19 protein-coding genes and 3 tRNA genes are annotated in these 18,665 nt (G+C 35.5%); 10 read left to right on the top strand and 12 right to left on the bottom strand.

Annotation, left to right across the window (positions count from 1 at the left end; genetic code table 11):
• Positions 1-26: 26 nt before the first annotated feature.
• Both OOK89_RS06070 and mnmE read right to left on the bottom strand, forming a co-directional pair.
• Positions 27-114: transfer RNA gene (locus OOK89_RS06070), tRNA-Ser, on the bottom strand.
• 47 nt (positions 115-161) lie between these two features.
• A complete protein-coding gene (mnmE, locus tag OOK89_RS06065) occupies positions 162-1,490 on the bottom strand; it encodes a tRNA uridine-5-carboxymethylaminomethyl(34) synthesis GTPase MnmE (protein ID WP_264718977.1) in 1,329 nt (442 codons plus the stop codon).
• Between the two features lie 222 nt (positions 1,491-1,712).
• Here mnmE and nuoI point away from each other — a divergent pair, with 222 nt between their 5' ends.
• From nuoI to infC, 5 genes are read left to right on the top strand one after another with little or no spacing between them, the layout of a single operon-like run.
• Positions 1,713-2,195 carry an NADH-quinone oxidoreductase subunit NuoI gene (gene nuoI, locus OOK89_RS06060; RefSeq protein WP_038199316.1) on the top strand — a complete coding sequence of 161 codons (483 nt, stop codon included), beginning with the start codon at positions 1,713-1,715 and terminating at the stop codon, positions 2,193-2,195.
• Positions 2,195-2,317 carry a hypothetical protein gene (locus OOK89_RS06055; protein WP_264718976.1) on the top strand — a complete coding sequence of 41 codons (123 nt, stop codon included), beginning with the start codon at positions 2,195-2,197 and terminating at the stop codon, positions 2,315-2,317. The genes nuoI and OOK89_RS06055 overlap by 1 nt, the downstream gene beginning before the upstream one ends.
• Positions 2,311-2,526, top strand: a complete 216-nt coding sequence (locus OOK89_RS06050) for a hypothetical protein (protein ID WP_264718975.1) — start codon at positions 2,311-2,313, stop codon at positions 2,524-2,526. The genes OOK89_RS06055 and OOK89_RS06050 overlap by 7 nt, the downstream gene beginning before the upstream one ends.
• On the top strand, positions 2,523-4,424 hold the full coding sequence (gene thrS / locus OOK89_RS06045; RefSeq protein ID WP_264718974.1) for a threonine--tRNA ligase: 1,902 nt from the start codon (positions 2,523-2,525) through the stop codon (positions 4,422-4,424). Before OOK89_RS06050 ends, thrS begins: the two co-directional genes overlap by 4 nt.
• Before the next feature lie 12 nt (positions 4,425-4,436).
• The gene (gene infC, locus OOK89_RS06040; RefSeq protein ID WP_015589305.1) at positions 4,437-4,955 is read left to right on the top strand and encodes a translation initiation factor IF-3; all 519 of its coding nucleotides are present in this window, start codon (positions 4,437-4,439) and stop codon (positions 4,953-4,955) included.
• Between the two features lie 28 nt (positions 4,956-4,983).
• Here infC and nuoF read toward each other — a convergent pair whose 3' ends face one another.
• Both nuoF and OOK89_RS06030 read right to left on the bottom strand, forming a co-directional pair.
• Positions 4,984-6,237: an NADH-quinone oxidoreductase subunit NuoF gene (gene nuoF, locus OOK89_RS06035; protein ID WP_264718973.1), complete on the bottom strand. Its 1,254-nt coding sequence runs from the start codon at positions 6,235-6,237 to the stop codon at positions 4,984-4,986.
• A 19-nt stretch (positions 6,238-6,256) separates the two neighbouring features.
• A tRNA-Lys gene (locus OOK89_RS06030) sits at positions 6,257-6,329 on the bottom strand.
• A gap of 320 nt (positions 6,330-6,649) precedes the next feature.
• Between OOK89_RS06030 and OOK89_RS06025 the strand changes: the two genes are divergently transcribed.
• The 4 genes from OOK89_RS06025 (at position 6,650) to OOK89_RS06010 (ending at position 9,432) form a co-directional block, all read left to right on the top strand.
• A tRNA-Ala gene (locus tag OOK89_RS06025) sits at positions 6,650-6,725 on the top strand.
• Between the two features lie 212 nt (positions 6,726-6,937).
• On the top strand, positions 6,938-8,410 hold the full coding sequence (locus tag OOK89_RS06020) for a magnesium transporter MgtE N-terminal domain-containing protein (RefSeq protein ID WP_264718972.1): 1,473 nt from the start codon (positions 6,938-6,940) through the stop codon (positions 8,408-8,410).
• Positions 8,411-8,456: 46 nt separating this feature from the next.
• Positions 8,457-8,900, top strand: coding sequence for a hypothetical protein (locus OOK89_RS06015; RefSeq protein WP_264718971.1), 444 nt, complete (start codon positions 8,457-8,459; stop codon positions 8,898-8,900).
• 100 nt (positions 8,901-9,000) lie between these two features.
• On the top strand, positions 9,001-9,432 hold the full coding sequence (locus OOK89_RS06010; protein ID WP_264718970.1) for a hypothetical protein: 432 nt from the start codon (positions 9,001-9,003) through the stop codon (positions 9,430-9,432).
• A 77-nt stretch (positions 9,433-9,509) separates the two neighbouring features.
• Here the strand turns inward: OOK89_RS06010 and ccmE are convergent, their stop codons facing one another.
• The 8 genes from ccmE to OOK89_RS05970 are packed head-to-tail and all read right to left on the bottom strand — an operon-like array spanning position 9,510 to position 16,312.
• Positions 9,510-9,902: a cytochrome c maturation protein CcmE gene (gene ccmE / locus OOK89_RS06005; protein WP_151807799.1), complete on the bottom strand. Its 393-nt coding sequence runs from the start codon at positions 9,900-9,902 to the stop codon at positions 9,510-9,512.
• Positions 9,886-10,023, bottom strand: a complete 138-nt coding sequence (locus OOK89_RS06000; RefSeq protein ID WP_182158513.1) for a CcmD-like small membrane protein — start codon at positions 10,021-10,023, stop codon at positions 9,886-9,888. The genes ccmE and OOK89_RS06000 overlap by 17 nt, the downstream gene beginning before the upstream one ends.
• Complete coding sequence (locus OOK89_RS05995) at positions 10,020-10,742, bottom strand: biotin--[acetyl-CoA-carboxylase] ligase (RefSeq protein WP_264718969.1); 723 nt, start codon at positions 10,740-10,742, stop codon at positions 10,020-10,022. Before OOK89_RS05995 ends, OOK89_RS06000 begins: the two co-directional genes overlap by 4 nt.
• A 12-nt stretch (positions 10,743-10,754) precedes the next feature.
• On the bottom strand, positions 10,755-12,131 hold the full coding sequence (locus tag OOK89_RS05990; RefSeq protein WP_264718968.1) for an NADH-quinone oxidoreductase subunit N: 1,377 nt from the start codon (positions 12,129-12,131) through the stop codon (positions 10,755-10,757).
• Positions 12,128-13,570, bottom strand: a complete 1,443-nt coding sequence (locus OOK89_RS05985) for a complex I subunit 4 family protein (RefSeq protein ID WP_264718966.1) — start codon at positions 13,568-13,570, stop codon at positions 12,128-12,130. Before OOK89_RS05985 ends, OOK89_RS05990 begins: the two co-directional genes overlap by 4 nt.
• A 3-nt stretch (positions 13,571-13,573) precedes the next feature.
• Positions 13,574-15,421, bottom strand: coding sequence for an NADH-quinone oxidoreductase subunit L (gene nuoL, locus OOK89_RS05980; protein ID WP_264718965.1), 1,848 nt, complete (start codon positions 15,419-15,421; stop codon positions 13,574-13,576).
• A 4-nt stretch (positions 15,422-15,425) separates the two neighbouring features.
• Positions 15,426-15,734, bottom strand: coding sequence for an NADH-quinone oxidoreductase subunit NuoK (gene nuoK, locus OOK89_RS05975; protein ID WP_006012916.1), 309 nt, complete (start codon positions 15,732-15,734; stop codon positions 15,426-15,428).
• Complete coding sequence (locus OOK89_RS05970; RefSeq protein WP_006279581.1) at positions 15,725-16,312, bottom strand: NADH-quinone oxidoreductase subunit J; 588 nt, start codon at positions 16,310-16,312, stop codon at positions 15,725-15,727. The genes nuoK and OOK89_RS05970 overlap by 10 nt, the downstream gene beginning before the upstream one ends.
• 392 nt (positions 16,313-16,704) lie before the next feature.
• Here OOK89_RS05970 and OOK89_RS05965 point away from each other — a divergent pair, with 392 nt between their 5' ends.
• On the top strand, positions 16,705-18,621 hold the full coding sequence (locus OOK89_RS05965; protein WP_264705275.1) for an ATP-dependent helicase: 1,917 nt from the start codon (positions 16,705-16,707) through the stop codon (positions 18,619-18,621).
• Positions 18,622-18,665 lie beyond the last annotated feature (44 nt).

The following is an 18,665-nucleotide window of genomic DNA, read 5'->3' as shown; positions in this document are numbered from 1 at the left end:
ATCAGCTAGCATAGCGAGATGCTGTGCGGACGGAATGGGATTCGAACCCATGGTACGCTCATCACGTACGTCAGTTTTCAAGACTGGTGCCTTAAACCGCTCGGCCATCCGTCCATTTCTTTTCTATCACAACATTTGATTTTAAGCAATCTATAAAAGCTTTACTTGCCCACGCAAAAGTTGCTAAACACACTACTCAATATTTCCTCAACATCAATAATTCCAATCACCGCACCAAGTTCAAATGCAGCAAGCCTCAAATCTTCAGATATCAACTCAATTGGATTATCGATATTAAAACGTTGTAAATGTTCCAGTGCTTTCTGCATGTGATTCCTATGTCTTTGCCGAGTAATCACAGGAGTGTCTCTATCATGCCCAAATTTTTCCTCTGCCTTCTCTTTTATGAGAGAGATCAATTTGTTTGTACCTATTCCCTTTAGAATAGAAACGGGTAAAAGATCTATGCCATTAATTTTTATATCGTGATTATTGATAACATCGTCAGCTTTGCTCAATACATAAATAGTATCGCTATTTACAACGTTGCAATTGATATTATGACGCTGTTCAAAAGGAAATAGTTCTATTCTTAAATCAGCTTCAAAAGACCTCTTTTTCGCTCGACTTATACCTTCTGATTCTATTGGATCTGAACTCTCACGAATTCCAGCAGTATCAGAGAGAATGATTGGGTATCCGCCAATGTCAATATGAGCTTCAAGTATATCTCTTGTTGTGCCTGCATATTCAGAAACAATAGCAATATCACGCTTGGCTAAGAAATTAAACAGAGTTGATTTACCGACATTTGGTTCACCAGTTATTACAATATGTAAACCCTCACGCAACCTTTCGCCCCGTCTATTATCATTTAAATGCTCTTGTATCAATCGCACGAGAGATTGCACTTCATTATTAATTTTTTCCAACTCACTTTTTTCTGCCCAAATGTCCTCTGGAAAGTCTATATATGCTTCGATTTTGGATTGTATCGTTATCAATCTTTGCCTCCAATTGCTGTATAGTCTCTCCAATTCTCCTGATATCTGCTTAATCGCTTGTTTAGCTTGCATTTTCGTCTCAGCATCAATTAAGTCTGCAATCCCTTCTATTTGCGTTAAGTCAAATTTACCATTTAGAAAAGCCCTAAGTGAGAATTCTCCAGGCTTGGCCATAACGAAAACTTTTGATAATTCCTCCAAGATGATTTTTATAACTGCCTTGCTTCCATGCACTTGTAACTCTATAACATCCTCGCCAGTGAAACTGTTTGGAGCAGGGAAATAGATGATTATTCCATTATCTATCAATTGACTGGAATCATCATATAGATCAACTAAAGTAGCAAATCTTGGTTTAATTTCTTTCTTAATATGAAAATGATTTAAAGCTTTAAGCGCGTAATTGCCTGAAATTCTGATTACTGCAACTCCTGACTTACCAAATACGGTCGACAAAGCGAAAATAGTTTCATTTGTGTTTGTCATTATTTATATAAACTACTTAGCAATATTACACTTAAGAAACCAAAATACCTAATTTGAAAATATTCAAAATTTTTATCTATCTTGCTAGTTTATATTAATGCAGTACTATCATACTAGTGAATGTATTATATAGAAAAGCTGTAAAAGTCACCCAGGTGAAAATATTTATTTTGAAAACTGATAATATGATTTATAATGACTGACACAAGTTTTAAATATTTTATGCTCAAGAAATTAGCTTGGTACTGGTCTTTTGTAGAGTTAATTAAAGGGTTTGTTATTACATTAAAATATATGTTTAAGCCAAAGGTTACTTTGAGGTATCCTATGGAGAAGGGCCCTTTAAGTCCAAGGTTTCGTGGTGAGCATGCGTTGCGTAGGTATCCAAACGGTGAAGAACGATGCATAGCTTGTAAATTATGTGAAGTTATCTGCCCTGCTCAAGCAATAGTTATTGAAGCAGAGGAAAGAGAAGACGGTAGTCGCCGCACCACGCGCTATGATATTGATATGACAAAATGCATATACTGCGGACTTTGCCAAGAGGCATGTCCAGTTGATGCAATTGTTGAAGGTCCTAACTTTGAATTTGCTACTGAAACAAGAGAGGAGCTAATGTACAATAAAGAAAAGTTATTGCGTAATGGTGAAGTTTGGGAAGATGCAATTGCACTCAGGTTAAAAAAGAATAGGCCTTATTATTAATGTTCAGAGCTTATAACCCTGTTATCCATTATGATTTAAGGGCAGTGCCCACTAGGGGTGGTGTCATCCCAGTAGCTGATACACAACTGTACGAACATTTGTTTGCGAGGGCAGTATGTTAAATGTTATAACCTGTTTTGCCTCAAACACAAAGGTGTCATCCCAGTGCTTGACACTGGGGTCCAGGCATAAAAATATTTGCAAATTGTGCAATGGACAACAGATTTTAGGAGCATACGTTAAACTAATTTCCATTATAAAAATAAGATGGATCCCAGTGTCACGCACTGGGATGACAAAGAGAGGGTTAGACAAAAGGGTCGATAAATGATTAGGATTACTTTTTCAGCCGAACAAAAAGTAAAAGAATACAGTGGTAAAGTTACTGGCTTTGATATATTACAACCGGATGTTTTGAAAGAAGCAATTGCCTTTAAGGTAAATGGTGAGTTGCATGATCTCTCACGTGAAATTGAAGCTGATGCAGAGATAGAGGTGATACAACTGAGTGACGAAGCGGGTTTAGATATAATAAGGCATGATGCTGCTCACATAATGGCACAGGCAGTGAAAGAGCTATTTCCTAATACTCAGATTACTATCGGCCCAACAATTCAGGACGGTTTTTACTATGATTTTGCTACAGGTCGTACCTTCACTACGGACGATCTTACCGCAATAGAAAAGAAAATGAAAGAGATTGTAAAAAGTAACCACAGATTTGTTCGAGAAGTTTGGACTCGCAAGCAGGCAATTGATTTCTTTAGTGATATAGGCGAAAAATATAAGGTTGATATTATCTCATCCATACCAGAGGGTGAAAACCTAACTGTTTATAGGCAAGGTGATTTTATTGACCTATGTCGTGGTCCGCACTCACCATCAACCGGCAGAGTTAAAGCGTTTAAACTTATGAAAGTAGCGGGTGCATACTGGCGAGGTGATGCAAAGGGCCCAATGTTGCAGCGAATATATGGTACAGCATGGAGAAATAAGGATGAATTAAACGCTTACCTTGAGTGCCTCAAAGAAGCAGAAAAACGTGATCACCGCAAAATTGCTAAGGATATGGATTTATTTCACATTCAAGAGGAAGCTGTTGGGCAGGTTTTTTGGCATGAACAAGGATATATTCTATATAATGTTCTTGAGTCTTACATCAGAAAGAAGCTAATAAATAATGGCTATTTTGAGGTAAAAACTCCTATTTTAGTAAGTAAAGAGCTGTGGGAAAGATCTGGACATTGGGATAAGTTTCGTGAAAATATGTTTATTGTTGACGAATCTGAGAATAAAAAGTTAGCAATAAAACCCATGAATTGTCCTTGTCATGTGCAGATTTTTAATTCTCACACCAGGAGCTACCGTGATTTACCAATACGTATGGCAGAGTTTGGCACATGCCATAGAAATGAAAGCTCAGGCTCATTGCACGGACTGATGCGAGTACGTGGTTTTACGCAAGACGATGCACACATTTTTTGTATGGAAGAACAAGTGAATTCTGAGACTATAAAGTTTTGTGACCTTTTAAAAGAAGTATATTCAGAGCTTGGATTTAATGAAATTTCTGTGAAATTTTCAGACCGTCCAGATATTAGAGCAGGTAATGATGAAGTGTGGGATAGAGCTGAAAAAGCGCTGCTTGAAGCCGTTAAAGAAGCGGGCTTGAGTTATAAACTTAACCCTGGTGAAGGTGCATTTTATGGTCCAAAGTTAGAGTTCGTTTTGAAAGACGCAATAGGCAGAAATTGGCAATGTGGAACATTACAAGTTGATTTCATTTTACCAGAACGTCTGGGAGCTTTTTATATAGGGGCAGATGGGCACAAGCATCACCCTGTCATGTTACATAGGGCAATTCTTGGGACTTTTGAGCGTTTTATCGGAATTTTGATAGAAAATTATGCAGGAAAATTTCCAGTTTGGCTTGCTCCAACGCAACTTGCTATTCTGACCATTACAAATGAAGCTGACGGTTACGCCACAGAAATTAGCAATATTTTAAAAGAACAAGGTGTGAGAGTCAAGACTGATTTGACCAATGAAAAAATTAGTTATAAGATACGTTTGCATAGTTCAAACAAGGTTCCTATATTGTGGATTGTAGGCAAAAATGAAGTTACAAGTAAAACTGTGTCAGTAAGAAATTTAGGATCGGAAAGACAGGAGTCTTTTTCTTTGGAAAAGGCTAAAGAATCGCTGTTAAAAAGTATTAATTTGAATTAAGGGAGTTAAAGTTTGCAAGTTAAAAAGAATAATAAAAACAGAATTAATGGATTCATCACAGCTAAGGAGGTACGCTTAGTTGATCACAGTGGTGAAATGGTCGGAATCGTGCTAATAGAACGAGCTTTGGAACTTGCACAAGGTGTTGGTTTAGACTTGGTAGAAATTGCACCTGATTCAACCCCTCCAGTATGTAAAATTCTGGATTATAGCAAACAAAAGTATGATATAAAAAAGAAAGCAAGTGAAGCAAAAAAGAAACAAAAAACATTAACTATAAAAGAAATTAAACTGGGTCCCAATATTGGTGATCACGATTACGGAACAAAATTGCGTCAAGCAAGAGACTTACTTGCTCACGGGCATAAAATCAAAGTTACAATGAGATTTAAAGGCAGAGAGCTTATAAACACTGAAGTCGGACTGGAAAAATTAGAACGGCTAATTAGAGACACTGAAGATATTGCAAAGGTAGAATTGGCACCTAAAAGGGAAGGGAATCAATATTTTTTAGCTCTGGTTGCTAAGTAGCAAGACGGCTTAAGAAGTATAAGTAGAGTTAAATTATCGCTCTCTCTTTGATAACATGGCGAAAATGTCTTATTAATCCTTGAATCGGCCAAGCTGCAGCATCGCCAAGCGCGCAAATTGTATGTCCTTCTATTTGAGTTGTAAGGTCAAGCAGCTTATCTATTTCATCAGGCTTAATATCTCCTGCCACCATCCTCTTCATAATCCTCCACATCCATCCAGTACCTTCACGGCATGGTGTGCATTGTCCACAGGACTCATGCATATAAAAGTGTGATAACCTCTCTATTGCAGCTATTATATCAGTTGATTTATCCATCACTATTACAGCAGCAGTACCAAGCCCTGATTGTACAGTTCTTAATGAATCAAAATCCATTTCAATAGTATCGCATATAGATTTTGGAATTAATGGCACTGAAGACCCACCAGGTATTACAGCAAGTAAATTATCCCAACCCCCTCGCACTCCACCTGCGTATTTTTCAATCAATTCACGTAATGGAATTCCGAGCTCTTCTTCAACATTACACGGGTTGTTTACGTGCCCTGAAATACAAAAGACCTTGGTACCAGTATTATTTGGTTTACCAAGAGATGCAAACCATTCTCCTCCGCGATTCAGAATATCTGGAACCATGGCTATAGTTTCAACGTTGTTTATTGTAGTTGGGCAGCCAAAAAGTCCAACACCTGCAGGAAATGGAGGTTTCATGCGAGGAAAGCCCTTTTTTCCTTCAATTGATTCAAGTTGAGCTGTTTCTTCCCCACATATGTAAGCTCCTGCGCCCCTATGGATAAACACATCAAGATCATAGCCTGATTTGCAGGCATTTTTTCCAATTAAACCTTCTTTATAGGCTTCCTCAAGTGCTTTTTTTAGAACTAAATATTCATTATAAAATTCACCCCTGATATAAATATACGCAACTGATGCGCTGATCGCTCTGCTGGCCAGGAGAATTCCTTCAAGTAACTTATGTGGCTCGTATCGCAATATATCTCTATCTTTACATGTACCAGGTTCTGACTCATCTGCATTGACTACTAAATATGCTTTTGGGAGATTTTTGGGCATAAAGCTCCACTTAAGGCCGGTAGAAAATCCTGCACCTCCTCGACCTCTCAAACCAGATTTCTTTACTTCATCAATGATTTTTTCTGATCCTAAATCCAGTAATTCCTTTGTTTTTTGCCAGCTACCACGTTTTTTTGCACCCTCAAGTAGTGGAGTTTCTTTACCATTTAGGTTGGTGAATATTTTGTCTTGTTCTTTTAGCATGTTTTTCAAAATTTGTGAGTGATCCCGACGCGATTCGAACGCGTGACCCACTGATTAAAAGTCAGTTGCTCTACCGGCTGAGCTACGGGATCATTTCATTTTTCAGCTATACTAAACATCAATACAGTTTTTATCCGTTTTAATCAAACTAAAATTTTCATGTGTGGTTAAATGAATTATATAATATACTGCGTTAGTGATAATTTAGTTAAAAAATTTTTAAAGGAAAACTTCTTGTTAATTTTCAGTTCACAGATTTATTTGGATGGTGTGACGTATAACGCTAAGGAGACAAAAAAATAGAGAAGTGTGTACACCCTGCAGAATTTGTACACTATTTAGCAATAGCCTAATAGATAAATATTTCTTGCATTTCAGCCTGAGTGATTTATGCTTTAAGCAAGAATTACCTGGGGGTATAGCTCAGCTGGTAGAGCATCTGTTTTGCACGCAGAAGGTCAGCGGTTCGATCCCGCTTGCCTCCACCAGTCTATACAGCTCTAGCCGCCACAAAACCTGTCAAAGCAGCTTATTTTAATCTATGAGGATTTTATACTACTTCCCTGAAAATCTCTATTTCTTTTCGTAACTTTTCTCTACACAAGTAATGTTGGTTATTACAATTGTAATATATACCAATTTAACAATAAATTAATCAATAAATGTTAGAATACTAACAATTAATTTATTGGTAACGCCTATGAGTGGAAAAAAGCATGTTTTTAAGATGATACCTGGAAAAGAGGTGTTTAGAAAAACCCCGACTACAAGGATAAAGTGGCCTGAAGGTAATGATCCTACAATGCCTATTAAAAAAGTTGAGCTTGTATCGCTGGATGATAAAAACGATGTAGTACTAGGCTTATTGCCTATAAAACTTTGCAGCAGTTCTTGCCTAGACAGTTACATATGTCTGGAGGAAGAAAATGAAGGAAATCTGGTAGCCAAAGATTATAAAAGTGATTCTAACTTAGATTATGTAAAAAGTAACCATACATTTGTATATTACGGTAATGAGTTGGCTAAGTTATCATATACAAGAGAGCTTGTGCAGCCTTTCAAAACTATGTGTAGCAGTTCTATTAAATCAAAAAAATTGGAATACAAATATGTAACATGGGAAGATTCAGATACTGGCAACAATAAATATTATTTTTCAGACGAGGCAGGAAATATAATCGATTCACCTGACAATGAGGTATTACAAGACATTATGTTATACTACGGTGAGAGACATATAAGAGATGTGCTACTGTTGCTATCAAACGCGTTTACTAAAGTTTTTATTCAGGGCCTAACAGACGGCCAACTAAAAACTCTTGCCAATACTCTTAGTAACGAGCAACTGCAAAAAATAATTCCTGAACTGAGCTCAAGCCAGTTGCAGGCCTTAGCAGAGAACTTAACAGATGAACAACTCCAAGCTTTAGTGGATCATCTAACCAATCACCAGCTAAAAACCCTCGCTCAGGAACTAAATCCAGAAAAGTTACAAATAATTGTTCCTATTTTAAATGATACTCAGCTTGAAGCTCTAGTGAGAAAATTAAATTCAGAGCAAGTAAAAGAAATTTTACCTCACTTAAAAGTGGATCAGTTCAAAGCACTTATTAAAACTTTAAATGACGAGCAATTTACAGTGCTTGCAAAAGACTTGGCTGAGCACCACTTGACAATACTCTCCAAAGAATTAGAAGGTGATCAGTTGAAAGCTTTAGTAAATAGTCTGCAAGAAGAACAACTGAAAGACTTAGTTAATAAGCTTGATCCTGAGAAACTCGAAGCAATTGCTCAGGATTTAACTGATTCTAATAAGATTCAGATTATCATTAAGTCTTTAGTTGACAACCCAGACAAACTTCAAGCTTTTGCTCGCAATATGTCTAATGAGCAGTTTAAAGAACTTTTGGATAACGTAGGTGCAGAAGAGCTTAAAGACATCATTCACAAACTGCCTTATGAGAAAGTGACAGCTGTGATTGGTGATCTCGGCAGTAAGGATCAGTCTAAAGCTATTATTGATGCATTAAAAGGGGAACTTGACGAGCAGAGTAAACAGAACAAGGAAATGATTGAGATGCTCAAGCAAATCAAGGACGATATGCCAGACATTGGACAGGCTCCAGACTTCACAATAGTAGACATTAATAATGATTCACTGTTATTTGTATAGTAGTGATTTATAAAGATAAGTAGTTTTTTTATAGGAGGTAACTGTTATGAATAAAAATATAAAATTATATTCTAGTGAAGAAGTTGAATCAAATAATGCATTGCAACTTCAGAAGCCGAAGTTTGATAAACCAAGCTTTGAAAAGCCAGTAATAAAGAAGATTGTCAGTGGTAAAACAAAGGAAGAATTTGATATAACTAAAGATATGACACAAGAAGAGATTGATAAGATGCCACAAATTACATTGACCATAAAGCACCTTAAAAATTTTTATGATGGCTTGATAAACAGCATTAATAAGTATGACAAAAATATGGATAGTGCAATTCAAAGTGGTATAATAACACAATTATCATCAACCATAGATAGTATAGGCAGCAAGACAAGTAGTATAGACAGTGAACTTGCAGATCTTAGGAATTCGATTCCAGATATTGGAGAAGCTCCTCCATTACTCCATATTACTGGTGAAGAGAACGGATTGCTTTAATAAAAAAGGTAATAGCCTGATATCAGGCTGTTGCTTTCTTTCACATACCATTTCAAGGTAACTAGTTAGTTTTAAATTCTAATTTTTTATAGGAGTTAATATGAGTAATTACAGTGTAAAAGAAAGCGTAGAAGACGATGAATCACTAAAAAGAATAGTCGAAGACGAATATAGAATGATAGATGACATAGAAGTCAAAATTAAGCCTAAATCTTTTGAGAGCAATAAAGAAAAGAATGCGTCGGTTGGTTATGTCCACACAATTCTAGACAAACTAATCGCAGATTTAAACGACACATTTGTTTCTGACTTGGATTACCAATTGAGGCTTAATGCAAACTATGTTCAGAATAAATTGAGTAAGGATTTATATGATTTGGACAAGGTAGTTATGGGTACTAATCAGAATTATGAAATTTTGGAAAAAAACTTTAATAATCTAAGAGAAGAAGTTGAAAAATTAAAAACAGGAACGGTTAGTGATGACAACATAGATGAATGGGAAGCACCAACTCACTCTGATATATTGTAGTAGTTAAGAAAGTAACAGCTTGCTAGCAGGCTGTTACTCTCTCTACATACTATTTCAATATAGCCAGATTAAGGAATCTATTTTAAAACTTTCGGCATATAGTTCTCATCATGTTTTGCAAACACCGTATCTGCAAGAAAGGTATTATTATCAGACATTTTACCTTGCACAACAACACCACTTTTTTCTGAAAACATCGGTGGAAGTATTCCCTGGTATTTTACCACAACGCTTTTGTTAAAATCTGTCATTTGAAAAACTACTTCACTTTCGCTCCGTATCACACTATCTTCAACAACCATTCCACCAACACGGATTGGCTTTTGACTATTTGGTAAAACTATTGCCTCACTTACTGTATAGAAAAATGAGATATTTTCTTTGAGCGTTGTTAAAATAAAAAAGGCTATGCAGCTTAAAAAGCAGAAAATTCCTGAAGTTATAAGTAATCGCTTATGTTTCTTCTTCATTATTATCTTTCAGGCTTTCTAGAATTTTTTTACTTTTAGTATAGCAAGAAATGGTAAAAATCAGTTCTCCGGTAATCAACGTAAAACTAATAAGGTAAGCAAAAATTACATATGTATTCATAATGCATTATCAATAAATAACTCACCTGCATCAAAATAAATTAAGCTTCCATCCTTTTGCTGCAACACCAATTTACCACTTTTATCTATATCAGCAAAAATTCCTTCATACAATTTGTCAGCTAACTTTACACTGATTTGCTCATTCATTTTGAATGCTTTTTTTAACCACATTTCTCTTATAGCATAAAACCCATCAAATAGCCATTGCTTTCTTAGCTTATTAAAATTTATTATTAATTCCTTTAACAGATCCATGTTAGACACAGATTCACCGTAATTGCTAATGCACGTTGTTCCTGGAAGTGGTGCATGATTGACATTAATTCCAATTCCTATAATGAGCCAATTCGAATTGGATCTTTTTTCAAGCAATATTCCACTTATTTTCTTGCCATCAATAAGGACATCATTTGGCCACTTATACTGGAGATTTAGACCATTTATAAATGACAGTATAGTATTTCCAACAGCAAGAGCAGTAACAAAAGTCAATTCTGTTAATTTGCTAACATCCGTTTCTTGGTTAATTATCAAACTCGCATAAAAATTACCCTCTGGAGAAACCCAACTTTTTCCAGTACGCCCTCTACCCTCTGTTTGTTTGTCGGCAATAATAATAGTTTCATTTGATATTCCTTTATCAATTAAATCCAACGCTTCTTTATTAGTGCTTGAAACTTCTTTGTAATGATGAATATGAAAACCCTCAGGGATCACATTGTCAGCCCTTTAGTTCAATAAGTGAGTAAAGACTTCTACATACAAGAAAAGAACGAGGTTGATCAGTGAAGCCACTGAAGTGATAATGAATAGACCCTTAGAATAAGCAACCTTATTACCACTAGCTTTATCAAAATACATAGCTTTTATGATATTTAGATAATAGTAACACGATACAACACTTGCCATTACAAGGATCAAGGACAGGCTGATAAAGCCAGAATTTATTAAACTTTTGAATATAAAAAATTTAGCGATAAAACCTGCAAGTGGAGGTATTCCCGACATCGAGAGTAACAGCACAGAAAGATGAAATGCTACAATTGGGCGTTTCTTCCCTATACCAGATAAATTTGCAATATCACAATCGTCATCGTCAATTTGTACGAGATATGAGAATAGCCCTATGCTTGTGATGATATATATCACCAGATACATTAAGGCACTATCTGTTCCTGCTTGTGTAAAAATAGAAAGTGAAGCAAATATAAAACCAATGTGACCAATTGAACTGTAAGCAAGCAGCCTTTTTAAGTTTTGCTGACGCAAGGCTCCAAAAGCTGAGATAAGCACAGACAATGCTGAAACGTATAAGAAAATAGGCTGAACATAACTTTTTACATTTACTAACTCTTCATTCATCAATCGAATTAAAAATGTTACAAGTGCAGCTTTTGGAGCTGTAGAAAAAAACGCAGTTACTATGGTAGGTGCACCTTGATAAACATCTGGAGCCCACATATGAAAAGGAGCAATAGCAAGCTTGAAACACAAACCAATTAGGACAAAGACTAACCCAAAAACTATTCCATAAGTTATCTGGTGGTTTTGCAAGAATGAACTGAGCTCAGAGAAATTGACTTGTCCTGTATATCCATAAAGCAGCGACATTCCATATAGCATAATGCAGGAAGATAACGCACTGAGTGTAAAATATTTCACTCCTGCTTCGCATGAATAAGCTGAATCTTTATTAAAGCTCGCAAGAACATATAAAGATATACTCATCAACTCAAAAGCTAAGTAAAAAGAAATCAGACTATTTGCTGAAACTAAAGTTATCATGCCAAATAGCGCAAAAAGAATCAGTATTGAAAATTCATATTTATAGTCATATTTTGATAAATTCAGCATCAAAAGTATTAAAATTCCTGTGCTGAGAATTAACCCTTGGGCTGACCTGATGTATAAATTGAGTTTTAACAACGAATTAAAGAGAAAAATTTCATTGTTTTCTGCCGAAATAATTAAAATAATCAAAGTTACCACTGTGCAGCCAAGTGCTAGTAAATTGATAGTGCGGCGGTTAAATATAATCCCAAGCAGCAGCAACACTAACGAGGAGATAATAGAGAACGTTTCCGGCAATATCTGTATATAATTCATAGCGCATTATATTTGACTAACAAATTTGCCATACATGGCTTCAAATAATTCAGTGCAAGGGTTGGGTAGAATCCAAGCAAAATAACAAACACTGCAAGCAGAATTAAGACAGAAAATTCTATGCTATCCAAGCGGTTATTTAATAATTTAGAATAGCTAACCCCCCATATTATTTGCTTACATAAATTCAGCATATAAACTGCGCTTAAAATAGTGCCAAGTGCGATAAATCCTGTAAAAAACCCTATGCTCTTAAACATTCCAACCATAGCCAAAAACTCACCTATGAATCCAGATGTTCCAGGTAGCCCTATTGAAGCCATTGAAAATAAAATGAACATAAAACCAAATTTTGGCATTGTGTTTACTATGCCAAAATATTTTGCAATCTCCAAAGTTCCAGTTCGAGTATATAGCATTCCAACACACAAAAATAAAGCAGCAGAAATAAGGCCATGACTAATCATTTGAAATATGCTACCCAGTACTCCTTCCTCACAAAATGAAAAGAGGCCAGCAGTAACGATCCCCATATGTGCTATTGAAGAATAAGCTATTAACTTCTTTATATCATCTTGAGCAAACGCAACTAGAGAAGCATATATCACCGCAATAATGCTCAGCACAACAATGAAATTTGAAAAATACAAACTTGCCTGAGGAAGCATTGGAATAGAAAACCTTAAAAATCCATATCCCCCCATTTTAATAAGCAAGCCAGCTAAAATCACAGATCCAGAAGTTGGTGATTGCACATGCGCATCAGGAAGCCAAGTGTGAAATGGAAACATCGGTACTTTTATTGCAAAAGAAATAAAAAATGCAATCCACAGCAATGACTGCACTTCAAGATCAAGGTTTGGCACTAATGTAGCTAATTTTTGTATATTAAACGTCCCAAAAGTGCTATAGATGTACACCAATCCAAGTAAAAATAATAATGAGCCAGTTAATGTATAAAGAAACAACTTAAACGTTGCATATACCCTGTGTTTTCCTCCCCAAATGCCAATAATAAAGAACATTGGTATTAAAACAGCTTCAAAAAACACATAAAAGCTTATAGCATTCAGTGAAACGAAAAAACCGACTACAAAACTCTCAAGCAGTAGAAATAATGCCATATATGGCCTAAGGGTTGTATAACTCATTTTGCAGTTGTAGAGTATACAAATTACAAACAAGAAAGTTGTAAGCAGAAGGAAAAGCAACGATATACCATCTATCCCTATTCCAACATTTCTAATTGGGTAGCTGACAAACTGAAAGTCCGCATCGTTATAATCAAATTCTATACAAGCTACAATGCTAAGCAAAAATGGAAGTACAGCAAAAAATAGAGCAAGGAATCTTAAGTGTATAGATTGATGATTAATCCTGATTAAGGATAAAATCAACGCTCCTATCAGTGGAAGCAAGAATATACTAAGTAACAACACCTTCTATTTAATTCCAATAATATATAAAGCACCGATTATTAAAGTAACAAACATAATAAATGCATAATCAAATATATAACCAGTTTGTAACTTTATAGAACTTTTTGAACATTCATTAACCAACCTTACAATACCATTTGGCCCAAATGAATCAATAGCCTTAACATCAAACTTCCATAGAAGCCTAGATATAAACCTTATCGGTGCAATGATAACAAACTCATACACCTCATCAAAGTACCATTTATTCTGCAAAAACTTAAGTAAAAATTTACTCTTAATTTGCCTAATTACTTGATATTGGTAAATTAGGTACGCAAGTGCTATTCCACTTAGGCTTGCTAAGGTTGGCAGTAGTTTTATAAAGAAATTATGAACTCCATGCTCATCAATAACTACTAAACTTGATTTCCAAAACGCATTACTAGTTATGTTCAAAATATTTGCTCCCCACACTCCAGAAAATACCGAACCAAAAGCAAGTATCAGTAATGGTATAAGCATAATCTTTGGTGCCTCATGTATATTAATTTTACTTTGTTTTTGGCTGTGGAACACAAGAAGCAATAACCTCCAAGAGTAAAACGCTGTGAAGAATGCAACAACTAAGCTTATTACAAAAGCAAAGCTATCCGTGCTATAAGCATGTTCAATTATCAAATCCTTTGAGTAAAAACCTGCAAATGGAAATATTCCAGAAAGCGCAAGAGACCCAATCCACATGAGAGTGTAAGTGCAAGGGATTTTCTTCCAGCAATTTCCCATTTTCTGAATGTTTTGCTCATGATGCATTGCATGAATTACATTGCCAGCACCAAGAAATAGTAGAGCTTTAAAAAAAGCGTGGGTCATTAAATGAAAAATAGCAACATTGTAAGCAGAAAGCCCACATGCCATGAACATATAACCAAGTTGACTGCAGGTTGAATAAGCAATTATTTTCTTTATATCGTTCTGAGTAATTGCAACGGTGGCTGCAAAAAAAGCAGTGAGTGCTCCAACGATAACTATTAATTCTCGTGCCACATTTGATAACTCAAACAATGGAGAACACTTTGCTACTAAAAATATACCTGCTGTTACCATCGTTGCTGCGTGAATAAGTGCAGAAACAGGAGTTGGCCCTTCCATTGCATCTGGCAACCAAACATGTAAACCAAGCTGTGCAGATTTACCCATACAGCCAATAAAAAGTAATATGCATATTATATGAGTTACTTTGAATTCACAGCAGAATGCTCTAATGTTCTGCGTGCCAAGAAGATCAGCTGTGTCAAAAACTTCAGTAAATTTCAAAGAGTGAAATGTATAATAAATAAGAAAGATCCCAATCAATAGTGCAAAGTCTCCTACCCTATTCACAACAAATGCTTTAATTGCTGCATTATTTGCAGAATATTTTTGGAACCAAAATCCTATGAGTAAATAAGAACACAGGCCAACTCCTTCCCAGCCAAAAAAAAGCTGCACGAAATTATCGCTTACAACCAGCACAATCATGCAAAACGTAAATAGCGATAGGTAAGAAAAAAACCTCGACTTCCCCTTATCATGCTCCATATAACCGATAGAGTAGAGATGTACTACCAGTGAAACGGTGGTAATAACAATAAGCATTAAGGATGAGAGAGCATCCACACTAATTGCCCAATTTACTTTTAAGATGCTCAATGAAAACAAAGGAAATAAACTCAAGTGATAATTTTCAGAGAAGGTGAGAAAAACATACCAAGATAAAACTGCAGATATTCCAATCCCTGCCGTTGTAACTAACTGACTTTTTCTAAAAAGTGCTGCAAATAGCGAACCAAAAAGTGGCAAAAATACTATTAATTTCAGTATATCCATCATACTTTCATTCTTTCATTAAATTTGCTTGTTCAACATCTATATTGCCACGGCTTCTATAATATACAACCAATATTGCAAGCCCAACTCCTGACTCTGCTGCCGCAACAGTCAACACAAACATCACAAAAATTTGCCCAACTATATCATTCATAAAGGCAGAAAAAGCAACTAAGTTGATATTAATTGCCAGCAATAATATTTCTATTGATAACAATATATTGATTATGCTCTTACGGTTGATGAAAATACCGCACACTCCAATAGTGAACAAAACAGCAGCAACTATCAAAAAGTGATTTAATCCTATTTCCATTCTACTCCTTTTCCAAATTTAGCCTTAATCAATTTTACAGATGAAGATTGTGTCAATTGCTTTAATACATTCTGTTTTTTAACTCCTTTTTTCTTGTCCTGCAAAGTAAGAGCAATTGCACCGACAATTGCAACAAGCAGCAGAATACCAGAAAGATGAAAAGCGTACATGTAGTCGGTATACAGCAAATTACCAATAGCTTTCACATTATTGGTATTATAGTTTATAACATTGCTTATATTCGGTGCTGAGCTGCGGATTACAAAGCTGATGACTAGAAAAAACACAACACACAACATAGCACCAAGAGTGCAATGCTTTGCAAAACCCTGGCGCAACCTTATGTAGTCAATATCGAGCATCATAACTACAAAGAGGAACAACACCGCAACCGCACCGATGTATACTATCATCACCATCATAGCAATGAACTCAGCTCCAAGGAGAATGAAAAGAACTGCAGAGTTAACGAAGGTGAAAATTAAAAATAATACTGCATGCACAGGATTTCTTACACTAATTACGCATACAGCAGATAAAATGCTGAGAATTGCAAAAAAATAAAAGAAAAAAGGCATCGATACTTTAACTGCAACAATAGTTACTAATTTAAAGTGACTATCGTGGTAAAGTCAATATTATATTAAACGTTTGAAAACATTGTACTACAAAGCTCCAGCTCCATTTTAAATTATTATAAAGCTGAAGAAATAGAAATGAAGGCGTACATATAAGCCATTCCAAACTCCACTTATCCACCCAACAAGCAGAAGTTCTGGTGCCAATACCTCAAATCAAGTTGTTGTTACTCGACATACACCTGAAACTACTAAAACAAAATAGATGTAAAACCTACGTTTAAATATGTAGTACTTGAGTGAAGCATTCTTTAACTGTTCTATTCAATAAAACCTTTACAATATTTCAATCATAGGTTTAACTTTACGAAGTTATAATCTATAGGGCTACGATGAACGATTATCTCTCACTGCTAAATCCAGAACAACAATCAGCTGTAACTAACATAGATGGACCAGTTTTGATACTGGCAGGAGCCGGGACGGGAAAAACAAGAACGATTACTTCAAGAATAGCACACATAATTAGAAACGGTCACGCTTATTCTGATGAGATATTAGCAGTTACATTTACAAATAAAGCAGCAAATGAGATGGTATCAAGGGTACTTGAGCTAACGGGCACAAACATACCATGGCTTGGCACTTTCCATGCAATTGCAGCAAAAATTTTGCGCATGCACGCAGAAATTGTGGGCTTAAACCCCAATTTTACAATCATTGGTGTGGATGACCAATTACAGGTAATAAAAAATATTATCAATGAAATAAATCCTGATTACCTATCAGAAAAATGTAAGACCATTATGAATATTATTCAGCAATGGAAAGAGAAGTGCTTATTGCCATCTGAAGTGGAAGATATTCAATCATTTAGGCCAGTATATGTAACTGCACTCAAGGTCTATCACCAGTATCAGGAAAGGTTGAAATTCCTTAATTCTGTCGATTTTGGTGACTTATTGCTATATAACATACAGCTCTTTAATCAAAAGACCGAAGTTCTGTCCTACTACCAAAACAAGTTTAAATATGTCATGGTAGATGAATATCAAGATACAAATGCGATACAATATCTTTGGCTAAAATACCTTGCAAAAGAGCACTCAAATATTTGCTGTGTAGGAGATGATGACCAGTCGATATATAGTTGGCGTGGTGCAGAAGTTGAAAATATTTTGAAGTTTTCTGATGATTTTAAAAATGCAAAAACCGTTAAACTAGAGTGTAACTACAGGTCAACATCCCACATACTTGCAACTGCGTCATATGTTATCAATCACAATAAGACTCGCTTAGAAAAAAAATTGTGGACAACAAACATTGAAGGGGAAAAGGTAAATCTAATAAAATTATGGGATGGGAAAGCTGAAGCAAGGTTCATAAGCGAACAGATATTGAAACTCAATAAATACAGATTTAGTGACATTGCAGTGCTGGTAAGGGCCACTTTTCAAACTAGAGTTCTCGAAGAGTATTTTATAAAATATTCAATTCCCTACAAGATTATAAGTGGCGTAAAATTCTACGAACGTCAGGAAGTCAGGGATATAATTGCATATTTAAGACTTGTTACAAACAATAACGATGACTTAGCTTTCGAAAGGATAGTAAATCGGCCAAAAAGAAGCATAGGAGCTACAACTCTAAAGAAAATATACACGACTGCTCAGGATAACAAAATTTCTTTTTTTGAGGCAGCAAAAATATTAGTTAATAGTAATCAGGTAACCGAAAGAATTAAACTCTCACTCAACGATTTTTTAAATAAAATTAAAGCTTGGGAAGAAATAGTAAGCGTAAAACCACTGCATGAATTCGTTAAAATCGTAGCAAACCAATCAGGATATATTGAAATGCTTGAAAATGAGGAGGTAACAGGCTTAGCACGAATAGAAAATGTTAAAGAGCTCATCTCATCTTTAAAAAATTTCGATAATGCCACAACTTTCTTGGAGCATATAAGTCTGGTGATGGAAGTGGATAATATGAATAACGATGACACCGTATATGTTATGACTCTTCATGCAGCCAAAGGACTTGAATTCCCGTGCGTGTTTCTACCTGGTTGGGAAGAGGGATTATTTCCTCATCAAAGATCTTTTGATGACAAAAGTGGTAAAGCTTTAGAAGAAGAAAGAAGACTTGCATATGTTGGCATAACCAGGGCAAAGGAAAGGTTAATCATTTCATGTGCAGATAGGAGGGAAATTAACAACCAGTGGCAACCGATGCGCACTTCTCGGTTCATTAAAGAATTGCCAAGAGAAAATGTTGAGGTAATTAAAAGCAACATTGCCTACTGTTGAAGCTATAATTGCAGATAAACATATCTTACAAATCTGAATTACTT

It is taken from the genome of Wolbachia endosymbiont (group A) of Lasioglossum morio (assembly GCF_947250585.1).
GTDB classification, from domain to species: Bacteria; Pseudomonadota; Alphaproteobacteria; order Rickettsiales; family Anaplasmataceae; genus Wolbachia; species Wolbachia pipientis.
Note: the sequence above shows the minus strand (reverse complement) of the source record. Positions and strands in the feature narration are given on the sequence as shown.

Excerpts from the sequence above, each read along its gene's own strand:
- mnmE (WP_264718977.1), bottom strand. The coding sequence starts at position 1,490 with ATGACAAACACAAATGAAACTATTTTCGCTTTGTCGACCGTATTTGGT.
- nuoI (WP_038199316.1), top strand. The coding sequence starts at position 1,713 with ATGCTCAAGAAATTAGCTTGGTACTGGTCTTTTGTAGAGTTAATTAAA.
- OOK89_RS06055 (WP_264718976.1), top strand. The coding sequence starts at position 2,195 with ATGTTCAGAGCTTATAACCCTGTTATCCATTATGATTTAAGGGCAGTG.
- OOK89_RS06050 (WP_264718975.1), top strand. The coding sequence starts at position 2,311 with ATGTTAAATGTTATAACCTGTTTTGCCTCAAACACAAAGGTGTCATCC.
- thrS (WP_264718974.1), top strand. The coding sequence starts at position 2,523 with ATGATTAGGATTACTTTTTCAGCCGAACAAAAAGTAAAAGAATACAGT.
- nuoF (WP_264718973.1), bottom strand. The coding sequence starts at position 6,237 with ATGCTAAAAGAACAAGACAAAATATTCACCAACCTAAATGGTAAAGAA.
- OOK89_RS06020 (WP_264718972.1), top strand. The coding sequence starts at position 6,938 with ATGAGTGGAAAAAAGCATGTTTTTAAGATGATACCTGGAAAAGAGGTG.
- OOK89_RS06015 (WP_264718971.1), top strand. The coding sequence starts at position 8,457 with ATGAATAAAAATATAAAATTATATTCTAGTGAAGAAGTTGAATCAAAT.
- OOK89_RS06010 (WP_264718970.1), top strand. The coding sequence starts at position 9,001 with ATGAGTAATTACAGTGTAAAAGAAAGCGTAGAAGACGATGAATCACTA.
- ccmE (WP_151807799.1), bottom strand. The coding sequence starts at position 9,902 with ATGAAGAAGAAACATAAGCGATTACTTATAACTTCAGGAATTTTCTGC.
- OOK89_RS06000 (WP_182158513.1), bottom strand. The coding sequence starts at position 10,023 with ATGAATACATATGTAATTTTTGCTTACCTTATTAGTTTTACGTTGATT.
- OOK89_RS05990 (WP_264718968.1), bottom strand. The coding sequence starts at position 12,131 with ATGAATTATATACAGATATTGCCGGAAACGTTCTCTATTATCTCCTCG.
- nuoL (WP_264718965.1), bottom strand. The coding sequence starts at position 15,421 with ATGATGGATATACTGAAATTAATAGTATTTTTGCCACTTTTTGGTTCG.
- nuoK (WP_006012916.1), bottom strand. The coding sequence starts at position 15,734 with ATGGAAATAGGATTAAATCACTTTTTGATAGTTGCTGCTGTTTTGTTC.
- OOK89_RS05970 (WP_006279581.1), bottom strand. The coding sequence starts at position 16,312 with ATGCCTTTTTTCTTTTATTTTTTTGCAATTCTCAGCATTTTATCTGCT.
- OOK89_RS05965 (WP_264705275.1), top strand. The coding sequence starts at position 16,705 with ATGAACGATTATCTCTCACTGCTAAATCCAGAACAACAATCAGCTGTA.